The organism is Spirochaetota bacterium, assembly GCA_034190085.1.
Classification (GTDB): Bacteria; Spirochaetota; UBA4802; order UBA4802; family JAFGDQ01; genus JAXHTS01.
On sequence record JAXHTS010000026.1, the window covers coordinates 24750 to 47553 of the forward strand.

20 protein-coding genes are annotated in these 22804 nt (G+C 37.0%); 8 read left to right on the plus strand and 12 right to left on the minus strand.

Annotated elements, in window-relative coordinates:
• The 5 genes from SVZ03_05155 to SVZ03_05175 form a co-directional block, all read right to left on the minus strand.
• Entirely contained in the window at nucleotides 1-1092 is a 1092-nt protein-coding gene (locus SVZ03_05155) for an N-acetylmuramoyl-L-alanine amidase (protein MDY6933598.1), read from the minus strand.
• 85 nt (nucleotides 1093-1177) lie between these two features.
• Nucleotides 1178-1768 (minus strand): CDP-alcohol phosphatidyltransferase family protein, encoded by a 591-nt coding sequence (locus SVZ03_05160; GenBank protein MDY6933599.1) that lies wholly within the window; start codon nucleotides 1766-1768, stop codon nucleotides 1178-1180.
• A gap of 210 nt (nucleotides 1769-1978) precedes the next feature.
• The gene (locus SVZ03_05165) at nucleotides 1979-3394 is read right to left on the minus strand and encodes a radical SAM protein (protein MDY6933600.1); all 1416 of its coding nucleotides are present in this window, start codon (nucleotides 3392-3394) and stop codon (nucleotides 1979-1981) included.
• An 87-nt stretch (nucleotides 3395-3481) separates the two neighbouring features.
• Nucleotides 3482-3826 (minus strand): hypothetical protein, encoded by a 345-nt coding sequence (locus SVZ03_05170; GenBank protein MDY6933601.1) that lies wholly within the window; start codon nucleotides 3824-3826, stop codon nucleotides 3482-3484.
• Nucleotides 3769-4263, minus strand: a complete 495-nt coding sequence (locus SVZ03_05175; protein ID MDY6933602.1) for a GNAT family N-acetyltransferase — start codon at nucleotides 4261-4263, stop codon at nucleotides 3769-3771. The genes SVZ03_05170 and SVZ03_05175 overlap by 58 nt, the downstream gene beginning before the upstream one ends.
• A 352-nt stretch (nucleotides 4264-4615) precedes the next feature.
• Here SVZ03_05175 and SVZ03_05180 point away from each other — a divergent pair, with 352 nt between their 5' ends.
• Nucleotides 4616-5914 (plus strand): MFS transporter, encoded by a 1299-nt coding sequence (locus tag SVZ03_05180; GenBank protein MDY6933603.1) that lies wholly within the window; start codon nucleotides 4616-4618, stop codon nucleotides 5912-5914.
• Nucleotides 5915-6048: 134 nt separating this feature from the next.
• Here SVZ03_05180 and SVZ03_05185 read toward each other — a convergent pair whose 3' ends face one another.
• Complete coding sequence (locus tag SVZ03_05185; protein MDY6933604.1) at nucleotides 6049-6762, minus strand: hypothetical protein; 714 nt, start codon at nucleotides 6760-6762, stop codon at nucleotides 6049-6051.
• Nucleotides 6763-6894: 132 nt separating this feature from the next.
• Complete coding sequence (locus SVZ03_05190) at nucleotides 6895-7074, minus strand: hypothetical protein (GenBank protein MDY6933605.1); 180 nt, start codon at nucleotides 7072-7074, stop codon at nucleotides 6895-6897.
• Between the two features lie 944 nt (nucleotides 7075-8018).
• Here SVZ03_05190 and SVZ03_05195 point away from each other — a divergent pair.
• From SVZ03_05195 to SVZ03_05225, 7 genes are all read left to right on the plus strand, one after another.
• The gene (locus tag SVZ03_05195) at nucleotides 8019-9245 is read left to right on the plus strand and encodes a PP2C family protein-serine/threonine phosphatase (protein MDY6933606.1); all 1227 of its coding nucleotides are present in this window, start codon (nucleotides 8019-8021) and stop codon (nucleotides 9243-9245) included.
• A 60-nt stretch (nucleotides 9246-9305) separates the two neighbouring features.
• Nucleotides 9306-10454, plus strand: a complete 1149-nt coding sequence (locus tag SVZ03_05200) for an acyl-CoA dehydrogenase family protein (protein MDY6933607.1) — start codon at nucleotides 9306-9308, stop codon at nucleotides 10452-10454.
• Nucleotides 10455-11357: 903 nt separating this feature from the next.
• Nucleotides 11358-12788, plus strand: coding sequence for a hypothetical protein (locus SVZ03_05205; GenBank protein MDY6933608.1), 1431 nt, complete (start codon nucleotides 11358-11360; stop codon nucleotides 12786-12788).
• Between the two features lie 10 nt (nucleotides 12789-12798).
• On the plus strand, nucleotides 12799-13236 hold the full coding sequence (locus SVZ03_05210; protein MDY6933609.1) for a hypothetical protein: 438 nt from the start codon (nucleotides 12799-12801) through the stop codon (nucleotides 13234-13236).
• Nucleotides 13237-13348: 112 nt separating this feature from the next.
• Complete coding sequence (locus SVZ03_05215) at nucleotides 13349-13471, plus strand: hypothetical protein (GenBank protein MDY6933610.1); 123 nt, start codon at nucleotides 13349-13351, stop codon at nucleotides 13469-13471.
• Between the two features lie 115 nt (nucleotides 13472-13586).
• Entirely contained in the window at nucleotides 13587-15017 is a 1431-nt protein-coding gene (locus SVZ03_05220) for a hypothetical protein (protein ID MDY6933611.1), read from the plus strand.
• Between the two features lie 10 nt (nucleotides 15018-15027).
• On the plus strand, nucleotides 15028-15465 hold the full coding sequence (locus SVZ03_05225) for a hypothetical protein (protein MDY6933612.1): 438 nt from the start codon (nucleotides 15028-15030) through the stop codon (nucleotides 15463-15465).
• 255 nt (nucleotides 15466-15720) lie between these two features.
• On the opposite strand, the gene SVZ03_05230 is transcribed toward SVZ03_05225, so the two are convergent.
• The 5 genes from SVZ03_05230 to SVZ03_05250 all read right to left on the minus strand — a co-directional run bounded on the left by SVZ03_05230 (nucleotide 15721) and on the right by SVZ03_05250 (nucleotide 21921).
• Nucleotides 15721-17157 carry a CoA-binding protein gene (locus SVZ03_05230; protein ID MDY6933613.1) on the minus strand — a complete coding sequence of 479 codons (1437 nt, stop codon included), beginning with the start codon at nucleotides 17155-17157 and terminating at the stop codon, nucleotides 15721-15723.
• Nucleotides 17158-17245: 88 nt separating this feature from the next.
• Nucleotides 17246-18223: a DUF4340 domain-containing protein gene (locus SVZ03_05235; protein ID MDY6933614.1), complete on the minus strand. Its 978-nt coding sequence runs from the start codon at nucleotides 18221-18223 to the stop codon at nucleotides 17246-17248.
• Nucleotides 18216-20273, minus strand: coding sequence for a Gldg family protein (locus SVZ03_05240; protein MDY6933615.1), 2058 nt, complete (start codon nucleotides 20271-20273; stop codon nucleotides 18216-18218). The genes SVZ03_05235 and SVZ03_05240 overlap by 8 nt, the downstream gene beginning before the upstream one ends.
• A gap of 6 nt (nucleotides 20274-20279) precedes the next feature.
• Nucleotides 20280-20993 (minus strand): ABC transporter permease subunit, encoded by a 714-nt coding sequence (locus SVZ03_05245; GenBank protein MDY6933616.1) that lies wholly within the window; start codon nucleotides 20991-20993, stop codon nucleotides 20280-20282.
• Nucleotides 20986-21921, minus strand: coding sequence for an ATP-binding cassette domain-containing protein (locus SVZ03_05250; GenBank protein ID MDY6933617.1), 936 nt, complete (start codon nucleotides 21919-21921; stop codon nucleotides 20986-20988). The genes SVZ03_05245 and SVZ03_05250 overlap by 8 nt, the downstream gene beginning before the upstream one ends.
• Nucleotides 21922-22804 lie beyond the last annotated feature (883 nt).

The following is a 22804-nucleotide window of genomic DNA, read 5'->3' on the forward strand; positions in this document are numbered from 1 at the left end:
TTAATTATTAAGCTGTTTATTATACTTTCTTATAAATGATATTATACCATCTCCAATTCCATTGGCAATCCTTTTTTGGTAGCTGCTATTTTTTAATAATTTTGCTTCTTTATTATTTGTTATAAAACCAACCTCCACTAAAATAGCTGGCATTAGAGTGCCTCTTAATACAAAAAAATCTGCCTTTTTCACTCCCTTAGATTTAAATTCCCATATCTTTCTATCCATCTCCTGCTGAACACATTTTGCCAGCATTAAACTCTCCTTTTGAATTTGAGTTGTGAGCATAATAGCTTCAATATATTCAACATCATCATAAAATTTTCTCTTTGATTTATTTTCAAGAATAATCACATTATTTTCCAGAGCAGCGGTTGCTCTGGCTTCTTCATTAGTTGGATTTGGGGATAGAAAATATGTTTCAAAGCCGGATATCCTTTGCGAAATGGATGCATTGACGTGAATACTTAAAAAAATACCATTGCCTCTCAATTTTAATAGATTATTGGCAATATCCGTCCTTTTCTCTAATTCCAAAAACTTATCACTACCTCTAGTCAATCTAATCTTTATCTTTTTCATCCTCCTTTTGAGGTATCTCTCCAAATGTTTGGATATCTTTAGGGTGATCCATTTTTCCTTTAGCCCACCCTTACCAATAGCCCCAGGATCTTTTCCCCCATGTCCTGGATCAATGACTATAAAATCAATCTTATCTTTCTTTAATAGCTTATTCGTATCCTTATCAATCTCCCCCTTAGCAGGTTTACCCTGTCCTCCCGGAGAAACCCTTTTTTTATAATATAAACAATAGCTCCTTCCTCTTATTTTGAAGGAAAGATAAGGATAGAGGTGGCCCAATATGCTGCTAATGATACGAATTGGGAATAGAATTTCTCCATTCTTTTGAATTATTGGATAATCCGATTTCTCCAACACCCCGTTTACCAGTATAATGGAAAATCCAACCTGATATACGACATATGATCCCTTGTAAAATAACTTGCCCCTTCCAATAATGACATCATATGAATTGTTAATATCAAAGGCTTCAATAAATTCATATAGAGAAATATACTGTCTCCTATTCAAGGTTTTTACTTCCAATTCTCTTATCTGTGATAGAGTGGATGAGGTCGTTAATATAAATAATAAAAATAAAGGGAAGAAGCAGTATTTATGTTTTATTCTCAAAATATACCTTTGAATAGGTCTTCCAATAGAGGATAGTTGATAATAGCAAGAATGTTATGATAAGGATAACAGAGGTTAGCTGAAATGTTAGTCCATATAAGCTATAGGAGGGGGAGAGTATGTATATTATTGCGGAAAGGCCAATACATGCAACCATGATTTTCCCAAATTTGTTTGGTTTCACTTGGATATCTCGATTGGAAAAAATTATAATTCCGCCAACGATGCTATAGATATCCCTTAATAGCATAAGAATAACAATCCATAAGGGGAAATCCTTATATATATAAAGCAAAAAAAGCCCAAGGGTGCATACAATTTTATCTGCAATAGGATCCAGGAACTGACCAATCTTTGATTCCTGATTTAAGAGTCTTGCAAAGTAGCCATCCAAAAAATCTGTTAAGATTATTAAACCCACTATTGAAAGGGTTAGGTATTTATATTCTTTTATTCCTGTTGTGCCTTCAAGATAAAGAGAATAACCAAATACTGGCATTAGCAATATTCTTAAGAATGAAAGACAATTGGGTAGTGTTATTATCTTTTCCGATAAAAGTACATTGAGTCTCATGATTTCTAATATTTATAGGAATATTATACATCATAATCATATGATGTATAATATTCGGTCAAGATAATTTCATAAAAATTATTAAATGTCAAAAAGCTTTATAGTATTACTCATTCTCTATTCAAAAGAATATGAGCATATCGAAACCACATCTTATTCAAGTAAATCGATAGAAACTACTAACAGACAAAACCAAGAATCGATGCAGGGTTATGCATGCTTCTCCTTTGACATGTAGACCTTTTTGTAAGATTTCCTCAATCCCATTTGAGTGAAGAAGGAGGTTGTAGCGACATCTAAGGAAAAGCGGTTTCTCAATGCATGAAAAGTCCTGGATACAATACGCCCCATGGTGTATCCTTGGAGCATAACCTCTCCATTGATTTCAAACATCTCCTCAGGCGACATATTGGGATGCTTATAGACAATTGACTCACCGCCGTAACAATCCCAAGAAAGGTCCGTAAATATCCTTCCCTTATCGAGATACTCTCGGTAAATCTGGCTCCCAGGCATAGGCGTGAGGGTAAAGATAAAGGGGATAATGTTACATTCATTGCAGAAATCCAATGTTTGTCTGTAGGTTTCAGGGGTGTCTTCATCCCATCCTACTATAAAAAATCCCCAAACCTCTATCCCCAGGCTCTGAATGATCCTGATGTTCTTCTTCATTGTCTCAATATCAAAAGTATCGGGTGAAGCACAATGCAACTTCCTCCAGGCTCCGGATTGTGTCTGACCAGACTTGTTCACTGACTCAAGACCTGCGGCTATTGCACAAAGACCGCTCTCCGTAGCAAGTTCCAATATCTTCTGACCATCCTTGTAGTTTATAGCAGACAACCCTCCAGCGCCCACCCAAAGGTGTCGAGGACGCAGTTGAGCGAGTTCGCGATATAGATCAAGGTAATAATTATTCTCATGTAAGCGATCAACTATCTGCGGATGACCAAAGACACTGTCATCAACATTAAAATAGCGTTTCCGCAGGGTAGCAACCTCAGATACAACCTCATCGATAGGTCGATGCCTAATCTTTGCTCCGAAGATGTCAGTCACAGGACAGAACCTGCAATGATTCGGACACCCCCGTGTTGTAAACATTGAATCCATCAGATAACGATTCTTAGGCAGAAGGTCTCGTCTCATCATAGGCAGATTGGCCAAGCTAGGCCGTTGCTTGCTGTGAAATACCTTACCTGAAAGGAAGTCTGTTTTATAGGGACCGCTGACGTAATAATCACTTTGCATACCCCTCTCAACATCCTCGAGAACAACCGGCCACAGCTCTTCAGCTTCGCCAATGACAACAGAAGTGGCATGCTCCTTGGACTCCTCAGGGAAAGCATAGACATGAGGCCCCCCCAAAACCACCCTCTTCCCTTTAGCCAAAAAAATATCCGCTATTTCATATGCCACAACTGCAAGGGGAGTGCGAACCGTTATGCCCACCACATCCACATCGGAGTCATAGTCCACTTTATCGCCATATAACATATCAATTATTTTTACTTCATGTTCCTCTGGTGTTAAAGCGGCTAAAAGCGTTGGAGCCAGGGGCATTACCAGAGCCGTGGCTCTACTCGTCTCAAGTTCGCGTCCAGGAAAGATTAGTTCAATTTTCATTCCTGCCTCCTTAAGCAAATTGAATAAATCTCCCCTCGCTAATAACGATAGCTCGATTCTGCAAATTACTGAAGGGGAGCTTTTATTTTATAATCTTTTTTCTCTCTTTGCAATCATCCTCTTTATCTTTTGATATGAAGGTGGAGGACCTGTCCTGACCTCTTTCGCATCTATGAAAAGTGCATCTGAAATTCCCCATTCTAAAAATACATCTCGATCAGAAGTGTTTATTTCACGAAAGACAACACTATCAGCAAATTCTGAAGCAGCCCTCTTTGCTCGCTCAAAAATCATATTTTGAGCAGGACACCAGCCATTAAGGAATGCTGTCACCGTCACCTTCCCTGGAATAGAGTCAGGCTTCTTTTCGTTTTTTATCCATTTAGGAGCCTCTGCATCTTCAACAAAGGGCTTCCAAAGCAGCACCTGCATCCCTTGCTTATCCACTTTTTCATATCCCTGCTTTTTATACCTGAGGACTTCATCCAAAAGGGCAGGGAAATCCCCCAAGCAGCGATTCCCTTTGCACCTTTAGCCTTCACATCACTTTCAGCAGCCTCAAGTAACGATTTTCCCATCCCTTTTTTCTGAAAATTTCCCCTACCCTTCTTATGCCCATGAACCCAAATGCAATTTATAAAATAAACATCCTTTCCTAATGCAAATGAATGTTCAATTGGAATATACTGAATCATCCCTCCCACAATTCCATCATCATCAAGAGCAAGCTTCACATCAAGTCCCTTGTCTTTCATATTATTATACCAGACCCTCTTGTGGTCACCCGCCTCTTTAATCTCCTCTGACCAATCTTCAAGGCAAACATAATACAAATCCCTATATTCATCAGTAAGATTGATTATCTTCATTTCTCCCCCTTGTGAACACTTAAATTGCTCAATTCATAATATTTATCTCTCAATGAACAAGGTCAAAACGCATTAAAGCGGTTGTAGATAGGTGAGCATAGGAAATAGGATTATTCAAGTACAAAAAAATATTTGTCAAAAACAACAATAGCCCTTAAATAATAGGGCGACGAAAAGCAATTTCACCAAAAGAGAGAAAATCGACTTTTCCTCACCCGATGACGCTATAATGATGCTGTCAAATTTTCTCATATTTCCTCAAATGAGTAATTACATCTACGCATTTGATATATTTAATAATTTAGAATAGGCCATCGAGCAAAAATTAATATTATAATAGGATTTATCAATTATGCAACTTAATAACAAGAGAGCAATATTTGGATGGGGAATGTATGACTGGGCTAATTCAGCTTATGTCACTTCAATCATGGCTGTCTTCTTCCCAATTTTTTTTAATCAATTCTGGAGTATTGATACAGATACTACAATCAACACGGCTAGGTTAGGAATGGCGAATTCCATCGCTGGTATCTTTATTGCAATGGTAGCTCCAATACTCGGAGCGATTGCTGATAAGGGAACATCAAAAAGGAAATTTCTTTTCTTTTTTACCTATTTAGGTATTGTGATGAGTTCTTCTCTATACTTGGTTGCAAAGGGGAGTTGGCAAATTGCCATAATATTGTATATCCTTGCAACCATTGGATTCTCAGGGGGGAACATCTTTTATGACTCTCTGATAACTGGTATCGCTTCTGAAGAAAAGATAGATTTCGTTTCGTCGCTGGGTTACTCTTTAGGGTATTTAGGCGGTGGAATTCTTCTATCCTTGAACGTATGGATGACCCTAAGTCCAAAAACCTTTGGATTTACATCCATTGATGAGGCTGTAAGATGGTCATTCCTTTCCGTTAGTATCTGGTGGGCTCTATTTTCTGTGCCCTTATTCCTATTTGTCAAGGAACCAGCTAGTGAAAAGGAAAAACCTACAGTAGGCATGATTAAGTCCGGATTTATACAACTCAAAGAAACATTTCAGCAAGTTCGTCATATGAAGACCATCTTTTTATTCCTAATATCTTATTGGCTCTATATAGACGGGGTGGATACTATCATTCGTATGGCTGTAGATTATGGAATCTCAATTGGACTTAAATCCAACAATATAGTCCTAGCCTTGCTCATCACACAGTTCATTGGGTTCCCATCCTCTATAGCATTTGGTTACCTCGGAGGCAGAATCGGCACAAAGCGGGCAATATTTATCGCCATAATCGTTTATCTCTTCGTTACTATTTGGGGCGCCTTTATAAACAGTAAAATCGAGTTCTATATTCTATCTAGTATAATTGGCCTAGTTCAAGGCGGCATTCAAGCATTAAGTCGGTCATTCTATGCAAAGATTATACCTGTGGACAAATCGGCCGAATTCTTTGGATTCTATAATATGATAGGTAAATTTGCTGTAGTGATTGGCCCAGTGCTCATGGGCGGAGTCGGTCTCTTAGTAAGATCTATGGGATATAGCGGTGATATTGCAACTAGGGTTAGTATTACATCTATCTCATTATTGTTTATTATTGGGGGGACCCTATTCTATTTTGTGAATGAAGACAGAGCTATAGATGAAATCAAAAATTTGTCATAGTGATTTACCCCTCTTTAATCTGTGTTCAGAAAAACGAGGCAAGCCCAGTACATCGTTTGCTCCATGTGCAAGGATTTTGAGCTAATTCTTACATTTCCCCTGCACTTAATGGAAGCATTATGTCACGAAAAATCTCATCCGCAAGCACGGCATACTGTCTTAAGCACGTGATAAGCAATGGCTCTGTTTCCCTCAAATAGCCAAGTTTGTATATTTTTATTTACTTCCATGCTATCATCAGTTATTTTTGTTCCATTTATCCAGACCTCAGCAATTCCATTTGCCTTTGCGGTTTCACCAGCCCAGGTTTTCATCTTTAGGTGGACTTTATACTCCATCCACTTTCCGCGGGAATCCCATTCTACATGATCAACACCCTCTGTTGTTGTTCTTGTGGTGTACGAACTAATATAGTTAGAGCCGGGATTATAAAAAACACATGTTGGACATTCATCACCCAAGGAAAATCCATATGAATTATACATTTCATGATTTACAGGATTGTTTCCATTTGATTTTCTAACACCAACAAAATCAACTACCCAATTCCCAAATGTTCTGTAGCCATTATCATGATAAACCGTCCACAATTTATCATCAGGAGGACGATAATCATGGTCAGTATTTGTACCGGATTCTTCGGGCCAATCATCATCATATTTTTGATAATAAACAAAGAAAATTTCATCTGTGTTTGAAAAATCAAGTTTTAGGGAACCATTTGGCAACCCACCAGCAGATAAACTACCATCCCAATATTCCGGCCACTCCACAAATGACCGACCAGTGGAATAGTGTGGTGAATCACTGTTGATATTGAATAACGGATGACCATCAATATGTGTCATGCAACAATCCATACTATAGGGAGAGGTTTTGCAATCACCCATTCAAAAAATCAATTTTTTCCACTGAATCTCACCTGTACTAGGGGGATTAGAGCAACTACCATCTGCATTATCACATGACCAATCTGTGGTTTACTCATCAAAATAATCGTAATTTGTCAGGGTATGCTTTACTCCAAAACCAGTTCTATGCACCAGTATAGTCTCATCTTGTTGGATTATTCCATCAACTGAATTAATTTCTATTTCATATAAATTATTATCATTGTTATTATCATTGGTTGAATTGCATCCATATTCGATTGAAAACAAACAAAACATGATGAACAATTAGCTGATAATTCTTATTTCGGTCTTATGGAAATTCTTAAAAAACATAACACTTCTTATATTAAGTTCATAACACTTACTCCTAATCGCATAGGTCAGTGTTGTTCCTACCACTTTCCCCCTAAAAACTGTACATTATAATCTCCTGTCATTTGTCATATGAATTTCAAAAATATATCGTATAGAAGTTAGCCGCTAAAGAAAAAATTGACTCGTCAGCATTGGGCTACTTATTGATAGCCCTAGTACCTATCAGTAAGAAATGAATTATTACGAGGTTCTTTTAGCTACTTTAATGTTAATGTCTCCCTTCCGAAATTTGTCAACATATGAGTCAAGCATATACATAAAACTTTTTTGACGTTTTCATCTATATTGTTTCAGTTGTTTAATATAGAAAAGAGGCCTATCCATCCCCTTTCCTATATCTGATCATGAACAAAAAAAACTTCAGTATTGACTATTTTAAAAAATCGATTATAATTATTATACATAGAGTTATTTAGATTATATGATTTCTAATAATGGCGTTACTGCAAAAATTACTTTTGACAAAATTTTGTGTTCCATATTTGGTTATAGTCGCCTGTAATTGACTGTAATCAGTATCGATATTATAGAAATCGACTTTTTGCAGGAACGCCAATAATGCATATTTAATATTTCCCAATTATTTTATCATAATCAAATAAAAACAAAGTTGTTTTAATTAGCTTATAATATTTATGATGGTCATAAATAATTTAATAAAAAAGATCAAGGGCAATAGAAGAATAATCATACCCATACTTTCATTCTTCATCCCATCTGTTTCTGTATTTTTATACTTTAGTTATATCTCTTGGATTAATGAACAACAATCTTCAGCAGCGGTTCAAAAGATACTCCCCAGGACTCTTGCCTATATTCAGTTAGAGGAAAATATAATGAAAATGCAGAAAAGCATTTCACTAACTTGTGCAACCAGGGGTGAGAAGGAAGATGATAATGAATTTTTAAATTCAAAATTATATTATGATAAGGCGCAAAAGGATATATTAAAATTAAAGCAGTTATTTATTAACGACCCTCAAAAGCTGAAGAGTTTATTGACCCTTTCTGAATCAATAGATACATATTTTGAGATAGGTATTGAGGTGGCAAAAGCTTATATTGAAGTTGGAACATCCTATGGGAATGCAATGCTTGAGGTTTTTGCGATCGTTGATGATCAACTGATTTCAAATCTTAGCAGTCAGATCGGGGAGCATACAAGTAAGACAATTAGTATTAATTCTTCGATTCAGCAATTGCTGAATAACACAAGGATTTTATTTATTATAATGGGGTTTCTTTTTATAATTTTGAGTATTGTTGTATATTTATTTATGCAGAAGAGGGAGGAACTGCATCAGTCACACATGAAGCTTTCTCAGGCAATGGATTCACTTTGGGGAGAAATGCAGCTTGCGAAGAAGATTCAGACAGTGCTTCTGCCAATAAATCCAAAGATAAATGGATTTGAAATTTCAGGAATTATGATACCAGCTGATGATGTTGGAGGTGATTACTTTGATGTGATCAATGCTGATGGCGTAAATTGGCTTATTATTGGAGATGTTTCCGGGCATGGGGTTCCAGCAGGGCTTATTATGATGATGGCTCAGACATCTATCCAGACAATTCTAAATCAACATCCGAATATATCACCATCAAAATTGTTGACAATTCTAAACAAGGTTTTATCAAAAAATATTAAGAATCTCGGTGAAGAGAAATATATGACATTATCTGCATTATCCGCCAATGATAAGGGTGAGGTTACCTTTTCAGGGCTTCATCAGGATATAATGCTCTATAGGGCGGATTGCGACATGGTTGAACGGATTGAGACAAACGGGATATGGCTTGGAATATTTGATGATATTGATAGAATTAGCAGCGATGAATCCTTTAAGATGAATCATGGTGATATCGTTCTGCTCTTTACTGATGGGATAACTGAAGCAACCGATGAAAGGGATGTTATGTTTTCTGATGAAAAGTTATTAGAAATATTTAGGAGATTTTGCAACATGGATTCTATTGATGCTATTCAGGATGGAATTTTGAAGGAATTGGAATCTTATCATAAGAGTGATGATATTACTTTACTCATGGCTAAACGGATATAGAAATGATTTAGACTGTATTTATATTTAGCGATATAAAAAAAGTGAAGTTGAGGAGTTATTATGGAGTTTCAATTAACAGAAGAACAACAAATGGTTCGGGATTTGGCTCGACGGTTTGCTGAGGATCATATTAGACCTGTGGCTGCTGAATTGGACAGGATTCATGCCCACCCTGTGGATATTCTCAGAAAGATGGCGGAGCTTAAATTTTTAGGCATAGCTGTTCCAGAGGAGTATGGCGGGGGAGGGATGGATAACGTCTCTTATGTGCTGGTCATGATCGAGATATCAAAGGCCTGTGCTTCCACCGGCGTCATCATGAGCGCAAATAATTCCCTCTATTGCTATCCGGTCATGGCTTTTGGCACTAGGGAGCAAAAGGATAAGTACCTCACTCCTGTGGCAGCAGGCAAATCCTTGGGGTGCTATGCCTTGACCGAGGCCGGGGCTGGATCTGACCCAGCCAGCATGCGCACAACTGCTGTAAGGGATGGTAGGGGTTGGATACTAAACGGCGAGAAGAGGTTTATTACCAATGGTAATGTGGCCGATTATTGTGTTATGGCCGCTGTAACGGAGAAGGATAAAGGTTACAAGGGTATATCTAGTTTTGTTATAAATCTAAGGGAGACCTCTGGGTTTTCCGTGGGTGTGGTAGAAGAGAAGATGGGTATTCGCGCTAGCGGAACAGCTGAGCTTATCTTCGAAGATGCTTGGGTTCCTGCTGACGCCCTGCTGGGCAGGGAGGGAGAAGGTTTCAAACAGATGCTGATCACACTGGATGGTGGGCGTATCGGTATCGCCGCCCAGGCCATAGGGATTGGGCGGGTCGCGCTGGAGGAGTCTCTAATCTATGCAAAGGAGCGGACGCAGTTCGGGCAGTCTATATCTAAATTCCAGGCAATCCAGTGGAAATTAGCCGACATGGCCATGGAGCTTGATGCAGCGGAACTGTTGACCCTGCGCGCTGCTTATCTTGAGGATAATCATTTACCTTTTGAGAAGGAAGCGGCTATGGCTAAGTGCTTTGCCTCTGACGCTGCTATGCGAGCAGCAGTTGAAGGTGTTCAGATTCTGGGTGGATATGGTTATATAAACGAGTATCCCATGGAACGGCATATGCGTGATGCCAAAATTTGTCAGATTTACGAGGGGACGAACGAGATTATGCGTATGATAATTGCGAATAATATTCTGAAGGATAAGTGATATTTTATCGATGAGTACTATATAAAATATTCATTGAATATTCTATATAATCCGAAAAACAATTTGCTGCCGGTAATGGCTACAGAAGGGGTGCAGGAGTTATTAGCAGTGGAATTCAGTTGGATATTAAGATTACTTGATTACGGTGATAGCTTACTTTTTATGAAGTCTTTTATGGTTTGAAACCTATTGCAATTCAAATTTAAATCCAGGAGGCTTAAGAGAAATTACATTTATTCATTTAAAAATGCTTGCGTTTATCATCATGTGACATAAAATAAACATATGATTGCAGATCGTAATAACCTGCCAGATGACGCTGAATCAATAATAGATATAATACTTACCCTGATGCAGGAAGACTATCAATCCCACCAATACCACAATCAATATAAACCTGTAATTTTCATGAAGATGATCTTCGGTTATTTAAGGACTGGATGTTCAATATGAGATATTAAAAAGATCACAGGGGGAGAGTCATATTGTAACAATCTTGTAATATTCTTGAGTATGCAAAGTAGCATTGGGATGAGTATACACCAAAGGTATGAGATAAATCACACAAGGCCAAGTATGTTGATGCGAGATAGCTTTCGGAATATTTCATGAATAGAAATTGAGCATGATTTGCCTGAACAATATAGGAAACAGAACATGATCACATAAAGACTTGTATTAGCTTATAAAAATCGGATTAGGCAACGCTGTGCGTTGCCATGAATCGCGGCTCCGATTAGCACTATGGTTATCAAAGGGGATAATGACAATAAGCAAGAACTTGAGTAATAGAGTATAGCGGTTTAATAAAACAATATTGTCGAATAGATATTACTGCTTAATCGAATTAAGCAGTATTAAAGCTGCATAAAGATAATTGATAGTATTTATTGGGAGGTAACAATGAGAAAGTATATAAATTTAATATGCTGTTTAATGCTATTCATAGGAGGTATTACGCAGGGGCTTAATGCTCAACTCGAAGAAGGGCAACGTTTTTTTATCTCAGGATTTATGAGTATGAGATATATGCAGACTGAATTCGATTCCCTACATAATTCCTCAGCAGCTGGTTATTCTCCAAATATAAATGAGAATGTTTCTTTTTGGCAGAGTAATCTAAATCTTTATTTTACATTCAAACCCACTAGAGATTGGTTTGCCTTTAGTGAAATCAGATTTAATTATGCGCCAACTGGCGATTATCAACTGATGCCATATGACATGGATGGTGATGGAAATAATGATACATATAGCTTTATCAATTCACTTACCGGACAAACGGAGCCTTTACCCTTGATATATGCTTTGCCAAACAATACTACACATGTTGACCGATACTTTTTTATGTTTGATTATGGATCAATCTATATTGAACGGGCATATATTGAATGGGAAAGACTTGCTTATGCTAAGCTTCGAGCAGGAAAGTATATAACTCCCTTTGGCATATTTAGCCAGGATCATGGCGAACCTGCCACTACTTCCATAAGACTTCCATTAGTAGTTTCCACCTCCCAACCTTATTATGGTATGCCCTTAACACAAACAGGTGTAGAGCTTTATGGTGAATATGGTATTCCCTTGGATATTTTATTCGAATATGCTGCTTATGTTGGGAATGGTATATCAACAGGCGATGCTGAATCAGATAGTTTTGATAAGAATAAATCTATTGGCGGATTTATGAATTTTATCCTGCATCCAATTGCTGATAACATCTATATTGAATTTGGCGGTTCAGTGTATTATGGGGAAAGATCCCTATTGTTGTACAAGGTTTATAAGACAGTGCCTGGCATAGCGCCTAATGAGGCAACGGATGATCCAACGGATATTGCTACATATGTTAATTTCTCAAGTGATTCCTCATTAGATAGGTATACAGCAAGGCAAATGGAAACCAGTGGCCTAGCCCACCTGAAAATTACAATTCGTTCATTGCCCTTGGATGGGACTTTTGTTCTACAAGCGGAAGGGATATACCAAAAGATAGAGATGAATAATGATCCTCGTATTGTAGATCCTTTCTCAAAACAGCAGTTAATAATAGAAGACTATTATTATTATGCCTATTATATACAAGGGGAATATCAATTCTTCGGAAAGATAACTCCCTATTTTCGATACGAATATTCAGACAGAGACGTAAAAGATCCCCTAAAGCTTATATGGGGAAAAATTATATATTTATATGTTTTGGGTCTTAATTATAAACCAGACCCTGTGGTTTCCATTAAGGCAGAATGGAATCATATAAAGTCCAATACTCCATTAAGTTATTTCAACAATGATTTTGATGTATATACAGCATCTGTTTCATTAGCATTTTGAGGAGGAATCAATGAAACCAAAAAGGGCATATTTATATATATTTTTAGTTATATTTTTTATATTGGATTCTAATAATATTATTTTTAAAGATCTTCCTGCCCAGAACAATGATGTTGTAGTTATAATTAACAAAACCAGGGGCAAGCTATCAAAAATCCAGATTAAGCGGATTTTTACTGGTAGAATTACACGTTGGCCGAATGGCGGTGGAGATATCAAGATCCTATTAAATAAAGATCCCAAGATTGCTAAGCGTTTCTGCAAAAAATATCTTAACCTAAAACCGCACGAACTTGATGATATATGGGTAAAGAGGTCCATTCGCACCGGAATTCCAAGGCCGCGTAAGGTTAACAGTGTTGTAATAACCACTATGGTAGCTAATTCCGATGTCTTTATTGGGGTTGTATCAAAAGCCGAGACAAATACATCAATTAAACAATTATGATTGTATAGTAAACGATAATGAGATGGGAGGCCTCAATAATAATGCACCCTTTCACGAATGGAGATCGAACACGACATACCGGAATTTTAAAGAAGAAGATAAATGAGATCATATGAAGACCTGCATTGGCTTGAAAAATCGGATTAGGCGACGCTGTGGATTGCCAAGAATCGCGGCTCCGATTAGCACTGTAGTTATCAAAGGGGGTGATGACAATAAGCAAGAACTTGAGTAATAGAGTATAGCGGTTTAATAAAACAATATTGTCGAATAGATATTACTGCTTAATCGAATTAAGCAGTATTAAAGCTGCATAAAGATAATTGATAGTATTTACTTGGGAGGTAAAAATGAGAAAGTATATAAATTTAATATGCTGCTTAATGCTATTCATAGGAGGTGTTACCCAGGGGCTTAATGCACAACTTCTTGAAGAAGAGCAACGTCTTTTTATTTCAGGATTTATGAGTATGAGATATATGCAGACTGAATTCGATTCCTTTGATAATTCCTCAGCAGCTGCTTATTCTCCAAATATAAATGAGAATGTTTCCTTTTGGCAGAGTAATCTAAATCTTTATTTTACATTCAAACCCACTAGAGATTGGTCGGCATTTTCTGAAATCAGATTTAATTATGCGCCAACTGGAGATTATCAACTGACACCATATGATATGGATGGTGATGGAAGTAATGATACATATAGCTTTAACAATCCACTTACCGGGCAAACGGAGCCCTTACCCTTGATATATGCTATGCCAAACAATACTACGCATGTTGACCGATACTTTTTTATGTTTGACTATGGATCAATCTATATTGAACGGGCATATATTGAATGGAAAAGACTTGCTTATGCTAAGCTTCGAGCAGGAAAGTATATAACTCCCTATGGCATATTTAGCCAGGATCATGGTGAACCTGCTACTACTTCCATAAGGCTTCCATTAGTGGTTTCCCCACCTGGTAATTATGGCATGCCCCAAACACAAACAGGTGTAGAGCTTTATGGTGAATATGGTATTCCCTTGGATATTTTATTCGAATATGCTGCTTATGTTGGGAATGGTATATCAACAGGCGATGCTGAATCAGATAGTTTTGATAAGAATAAATCTGTTGGCGGATTTATGAATTTTATCCTGCATCCAATTGCTGATAACATCTATATTGAATTTGGTGGTTCAGTGTATTATGGGGAAAGATCCCTATTGTTGTACAAGGTTTATAAGACAGTGCCTGGTATAGCGCCTAATGAGGCAACGGATGATCCAACGGATATTACTACATATGTTAATTTCTCAAGTGATTCCTCATTAGATAGGTATACAGCAAGGCAAATGGAAACCAGTGGTTTAGGCCACCTGAAAATTACAATTCGTTCATTGCCCTTAGATGGAACATTTGTTCTGCAAACGGAAGGATTATATCAAGAGATAGATATGAATAATGATCCTCGTATTGTAGATCCCGTATCAAAACAGCAATTGACAATAGAAGATTATAATTATTATACCTACTATATCCAAGGCGAATATCAATTCTTCGGAAAGATAACACCATATTTTCGATACGAATATTCATATAAAGACATTAAAGATCCTCTAAAACTTACAGTTTCGAAAAGTATAAATTTGCAGGTTGTGGGTCTTAATTTTAAACCTGATCCGGTGGTTTCCATTAAGGCGGAATGGAATCATGTTAATCTGCATATTCCCTTAAGTTATATCAACAATGATTTTGATGTATATACAGGATCTGTTTCATTAGCATTTTGAGGAGGAATCAATGAAACCAAAAAGGGCATATTTATATATATTTTTAGTTATATTTTTTATATTGGATTCTAATAATATTATTTTTAAAGATCTTCCTGCCCAGAACAATGATGTTGTAGTTATAATTAACAAAACCAGGGGCAAGCTATCAAAAATCCAGATTAAGCGGATTTTTACTGGTAGAATTACACGTTGGCCGAATGGCGGTGGAGATATCAAGATCCTATTAAATAAAGATCCCAAGATTGCTAAGCGTTTCTGCAAAAAATATCTTAACCTAAAACCGTACGAACTTGACGATATATGGGTAAAGAGGTCCATTCGCACCGGAATTCCAAGGCCGCGTAAGGTTAACAGTGTTGTAATAACCACTATGGTAACTAATTCCGATGTCTTTATCGGAGTTGTATTAAAAGCCGAGACAAATACATCAATTAAACAATTATGATTCTAAGGTATACTATAATGAGATGAGAGGATCAATAGTGCTGGTTGGTTGGGAATGAACGTTATAAGGCTTGTGTATTGATTTAAACATTGGCTTTCTTGCGGTGTATATGAGAATTGTATGTGTCCTTAGAAACGACTACACATTACGTGTAGTATGGGAAATTTATAAATAATTAAACCATATCGCTCTCATGCTTTCCAAGGAATGCCTGAGAATTTAGTCAGGATTGTTAAACCAATTAGAGGAATTCAGCTATCTTCGGGAAGATAGAAAATTTTGGTATTGGTTCATATTATAGACGGTTCGGAAGGCCGATTGAAAAGACTCAAAAGTCGGAATATTTGCGCGGTTATACTTACCCAGAGCTTCTTGTCGAAGGGCTTCACCCTCAAGGGTTAAACTCCTCTGGAGTATGATGAAAATGGGTTTATTCAAATTCACTATAACCTCAAGTGTCAGTGCTATAAAAGCATCTAAGAGACGTCTTCCTCCTATCCCATAGATTGTATCCATCTGTTGAGTGAAAATGATAACATCAATGTTTGGATCGTAACGCAGAAGCGCGAATACCTCTTTAAAGTGATCTTCATTAAAGAGTGCAGGCATAATATCGAGTGGATTTTTTACGCTGCTGCCTTCTATAGGGATAAACTCTTCCAGAGATTTAATGGTATCGGCTGAAAGTTGAGGCACCTTTAATCCCTCGCGTTCCGCGGCATCTGTCATGGTCACACTTCCACCGCCAGCACCTCCAAGTATGGCAGCATTCCTTCCTTTAGGAAGGATTGTCTTTTGCAGGGCAGATATTGTAAAGACCATCTCATCTATTGAGTTCACTGAAATTATCCCAGTCTGTTTGCAGAGGGACTGCCATATCTGTGGTGATCCGGCAATTGCTGCTGTATGAGACTGTGTGGCTCTGGAGCCGCCTTCAGTCTGTCCGCCTTTCCATACTACCAGCGGCTTTGTTAGAGTAACTCCCTTTGCAGCTTCAAAAAAACTACGTCCGCTTTTCATCCCCTCAACATATGAGCCAATGACTTTAGTCTTTTCATCTTGAGCCAAATAGTTAATAAAATCATGACACTGTAAATCACTGGCATTGCCAAAGCTGATGGTCTTACTTATACGAAGCCCATGATGTTTGCATTGCTCAATGAATTGTGTCGCAAGTTGTCCGCTCTGCGAAACAAATCCAATTGTTCCTGGTTTCCTTGAAAAATCATTTGACCAAGAGAGACCCCCCTCGGGGCAGTATATTCCCATACAATTGGGGCCGAGTATTCTTATACCCCCTTTATGGGCGATACTAAGCAACTCTTTTTCTATTTCAGTATTTTCTTTACGGTCTGTTTCGCTAAAGCCTGCAGTGAAAATATGCACAAATTTAACCCTTTTTTTCACACAATCACGCATTACTGAAAGGACAACGGATCTAGGTACGCTAAAAATTGCCAAGTCAATATCCTCTGGAATTTCCAGAATATTTTTGTATGATTTATATCCCAATATTCTTTCAGCGGAGGGATGAACTGGATAGATGCCGCCTTGAAAATTTAATTTGATTGAGCCTAATATGAAGCCATTGCCACCAAACAGGAATGCACCTGATTTAGGAGAGGCTCCGATTACTGCTATATTTTTTGGATAAAAAAGTCGTTCCAATTTGTTATCAGTTGCTAAAGACATGTCTATCCCCTCCATATATATTTTGATGCAGCCTTAAGTGACTAACTAAGGAAGATGAGATTGAGAAGTAAGTCGAGGAAATGAATAATCACCTTTTCTTTTTCTTAGAAGTAAAATCAGATATTGACTTAAAGAACTTTTCTGCATTCCATTTAGTTAAGGCGAAAACATAGGGCGATTCGCTTGAAGTACACATATATTTTTCGTCTTTAACCATATTATATATATTCAAATCAACCGTCTTTTCAAGGGTGGTTAGTTTAATACTGCATATGGCTCTTTTGAGTGATTTTTTTGATATATCAGGGTAAGATTCCGCCCTTACTGAGCGTGAATCTATTAAAAATGAATCGAATTTTTTCTTATCTATCTCAAGATTCTTATATTCATTACATATCCATCTAAATTCTTCCTCAGGCTTCTTCTTCCCCTTCTTATCCCACTCACCTTTGGATTCGGTCTTATCAGGTTTTTCTTGTTCAACCTTGGAAAACGTGAGCTTTTTGCCCTTATATATAAAATCAACAGAGGTGATAGAATCCTTGGTGATGTTGTAAACAACCTTTTGCCTCATCTCCTCAATGGTTTTATCAAATTGGCGATTAAGATCGCCGGAGGCAAGATATATCTCAGGCGTATCATACATTTTCACATAGGTGCTCTGACCTGTAGAACTCTTTTTCCCGATTAGAATATCCCTTAATGTCTCCTTATCCTTTGTGACGGTAACCCTTATCGCCTTTTCAGGAGATAAATTATATCTCACATAATGTTCTCTACGAGAGATAAAGTCAATTATTTTCAGTTCCTTCATCCCATCTTTCATTGTTGTAACAATCGAGTCATCAGCAATATATCCTGGTTTATTTATTACCCACTTGCCTTCCTTCTTATATATCCTAATGGCACCATCCCTATCTTCTCCTTTTTTCAGAAGGATCTCGTCAATATCATCCTGCCATCCTTGAAGCTCAATAATATCTTCCGATTTATGATAGTTAGCTATAAGATAATAGATTAGTAAAATCGCGATGATTCCTAGGCTGATTGCTACCCTTTTATTCATGATTACCAAATTCCTCCATTATTTTATTTTTTCTTGATATTCTTCTTCTCCATATAACAAGCCCAATTATTATTATAATAAATGGCAAGCCGGCAATATTAAAGAGCTTTATTAGCAATTTAAATGTTTCATCAGTATCCTGTAAGGGATTAATCTCCAGTCCCTTGCTTCTCATCTCTGGGATGTTGTAATTGCCAGAAAGATAATCAATCATATTGTGAATAAAAACAGCATTCGGGGACCTGCCATCCTTATCAACTACAGTGGATGCGGCTACTTCAGAAGTTCCAACAACGATCAATCTTGCCGGTTTCTTCGACTTTATGAGATACTCAGTGGATTTTATAGGAGTCTCCTTTGCCTTTTTATTCTCCTTTTTGATCGGGATTTCCTTATCCTTGAAGTAGCTCTCAAATTCTCCTGTCAAGAGCGTTGATAGATTATATTTTGACATATTCGATTCATTAGGAGGCGACATGCCCCAGGGCGCATAATTGATTCTTCCCTTCATCAACCAGCTTTTTTCTGATGAGGATACTAATTCTATAGCCTTGATTCCCAATTTCTCAAGTTTCGTTTTATCAACACTCAATGATGATGCCTTGGGTATAACAATTGTCTTGATAAACCTTGTTATTAAATTGTCCATATTTAGTCCATCAACATCAATAATTGGAGCAAAATAGATTTCTTGACCTCCAAATCCTCCCTGAATCGCTCTGTAGCATTTTTTATCAAGCACAATATCCTTGTTAACAGTTATACCATAGTGTGCTACTAACTTTTCCAAACCAGTATTCAGCGGCAAAATAACAGGGCCCCTCTGAAGCATATTACCCATCCCGGGATTAACCTCATTGAATGAATCAAGTAGAAACAATACAGATTTCCCATTCATTATGAACTGGTCTACCTTGAATAATTCTTCATCGCTCAACTTCTTTTTGGGGCCATTAATTATTAGGGTGTTAAGATGTTCAGGTATATCCTCTTTGGTAAGATCAATAGGCTTTAATTCATACATATCAGAGAGTAAATTCTTTAAATATAGGGCTTCTTCACGATTATTGAGTTTCTTCTCGTCATGTCCGGTTATGTAGCCTATTTTTGGATTTATGCTTATTATATTATCTACCGCATTATTGATTCTATCCTCTAGGGTCTTCAATTCACCCACCATGTATTGACCAAAGATCGTTCTGGAAAGCAGTTGTATGGTCTCAAATTTTTCTCCCTTTTCAACTACAATCCCCACAAATCCCTCTCCTGATTTAATTGTTTTGCCTTCCATTGATTTAAAGGAAGGCCAATTCAACTTTATTATTCCATAAATGTCCGCGGCATCCATTGCGCTATTATCTGCATAAGGATCTATATAACGATACTGTAGCTTATTGTAATTATGGACATTACATTTTTTTATGATTTCCGATACCTTTTCATTTAGGTTCTCCATCCCAGATACAGGAAGGTTGCTGCTTGCGTATAACGTAATGTTTATCGGATTCTCCAGTTTTAGAAGAGAATCTATCTTTCCAGTAATCTTGTTTATTAGAGTTGTTATTCTGTATTCAATTCCGGTTGGTTCTGTTATTGAGGCTATCTTCTCAATCATGTCTCCATGGACTATTGCCAAACCCATATATGCATTCCTAAACTTGATCTGATCGTCTTTAATCTCTCTAATCTGTGCAGTAAATATTCCAAAGTCACTTGCCACATCCTTATGCTTCTCCACATCCACAATCTCATATCGGAAATTCTTGTTTCCATATTGTGAATACTCTTCGAGTAGGTCCGAGAGATAGCGATATACTGAGTTATAGGGTGATGGCAGATCCTTTGAAAAGAATACCTTTATGTTAAGCGGATCCTCTAGGTTGGATACTAAATCCTTACTCACATCAGAAAGGGAATAAGCATGATTCTCAGTTAAATCAATCCTGAAATATAATGTTAAACCCACCAAGTTTATTAATACTATAATTGAGAGGTTTAAGAAAATTGCATTCCTTTCTATAAGTTTTTTGGCTATTTCTTTCAGTTTCATATATCCCTATCTCCTTTCCTCTAATATTTGAATTGTTCCAATTATTCCTATAACTGTCACTGAAAGGAAGTATATAATGTCTCTAAAATCTATGATCCCCCTTGATATATTCCTAAAATGGTAATCTGCTCCCAGATACTCCACAAAATTCAGTATTGTTGGAGGAAGAAAAAAAAGAAATTTATCTATCAATGTGAGAGTTAGGCAGATTGATAAACAGATCATAAAGGCTACAATCTGATTTCTGGTTAGAGATGAGGCTAAAACCCCAATCGACGAGAATGCAGCGCCAAGAAGCACTGCGCCTACATATCCTCCCACAACGGGGCCATAATCGAGTGAGCCAGCAAAGGAAATTGTAATCACGTATGCAATCGTTGGGAGTAGCATCACAGTGACAAAAAGACTACTAGCAAGAAATTTTCCCATCACTACATCAAAGGTGCTCACAGGGAGGGTCATGAGTATCTCAAAGGAGCCCGTATGCTCTTCCTCTGAGAATAGACGCATAGTTACTGCTGGTATAACAAAGGAGAATATTATTGGAAGAAGCTTGAAAAATCCTCTAAGTTCAGCCTGCATATATAGAAAGAAGGTGGAGAAGAAGAACCATCCAGTGACGACTAAAAAAACAGTAATAACTATATAGGCAATTGGTGTTGTATAATAACTTGCCAGTTCTTTCTTCATAATAATAATGGATTTCCTGAGTCTATTCATTATCTCCTCCTCTCGTCAATTCTCTAAAAACATTTTCAAGAGTCCGATGCTCCTTCAACATTTCAAAGAGTATCCACCCTCTTTCACTTATCAGCTTAAATATATCCGCTCTAGCGTCTTTATCAGAAGATGATATTACTGTAGCAGAGGTCAGCCCTTCTTCGTCGTGCTTTTCCTTTATGCTATTTATCCCATCTATTTTTTTGACTTCTTCAGAAAGGGTATTAAAGTTTACTCCACTGACCTTTATGGAAAGCTTCACATCCTTGCCTACACCTGATTTTAACTCAGAGGTTCTAGCGTCTGCCACAATGTGACCGCTATCAATTATTATTACCCTGTCACAGGTAGCTTCAACCTCTGATAATATATGTGTTGAGAGAATTACCGTCTTTTTCTGCCCAATCCTTTTGATAAGATTTCGTATCTCAATTATCTGGTTGGGATCAAGCCCGCTTGTGGGCTCATCCAGTATTAGTATCTCTGGATCATGAATCATGGCATGAGCAAGTCCTACCCTCTGCTTATACCCCTTGGATAGTGCACCGATGTTTTTATGCATGACATCATTCAGCCCACAGAGATTAGCTATCTCCTTAATCCTGGTTTGATCCACTATGCTTCTGATTTCACCAACAAACTGAAGATAATCATAAACTACCATTTCACTATATAGTGGGGCAGTTTCAGGAAGATAACCAATCAGTTTTTTTACCTCCAGTGGATTTTCATCTACGAGATAATCGCCAATGTTTATCCTCCCTGAAGTTGGATTTAGATAACATGTTAGCATCCTTAGGGTTGTTGTCTTCCCAGCGCCATTTGGCCCCAGAAGCCCAGTAATCTCACCTTCCCTTATGGAAAAGGAGATATTGTCTACCGCTAAAAAATCTCCATAATACTTTGTTAAACCGCTTACGTTTATCATATATTAATCCTCCTAAAATGTAAGCAACGAAATTTTTCACCTTCATTATCTTTAGTAGTAACGAATAGTCGCAATTGGAAATCTCAATTAGGATCTCGTCTAGCAAATATTGTAAATTATAACCGTATCCCCCCTATTACATCAATAACTATAATTCTGAATGGTATAACATCTTAATAAGTTGTTTTATGAAAGATGATACTATCTCTGATGTAATTTTATTGAAAGTTAAGGGATGTCTCATCCTAAAGAAATAATAATTGATATGCTTCCAACCGCTGATTTCCTTGAATATATATTTTTTTCATTATATCAATACTAATTAATCCAAATGTTATAAGCACTAGGAATATGAACATTTGTCAAGTTAGATTAATTTCAAATGAACAAAAAGTATTTGAGAAATAATAAGGTTAGTTAACATCGATTATTTTACTTTACTAAATGTAAGGTATCAATAAATAGCATGGGAAGATTACCTGCCACTTTTTTTGAAGTAGTTACTTAAAATTATCATAAGGATTCATCAAAATAATTGATCTCCTCCAAAGAATTGATCCTTTATTTAGGCAATCATTCAGTTTTGAATATAACTATCAGGGAATATTATGATATCAATAAAAATATACCCTACCCCCTATATAAACAGGGATAAGGTATTATTCCTGATCTTTTACTATTGAAAGCAAAAAACCTTAATTCTATTCGTATTATAAATCAAAGGAAATGTTACAAAAAAAATGTATGTCAATTTGGTCATAGTGTCTCGCTTCAATGAAATGGGACAATAATAATCAGAAATTAAGTTGGTAAATCCTCCGAGAATAATAACCAGGAGGACAAGATGCAAGAGAAGCGAGTTAGACGGAGATATACAGCTGAG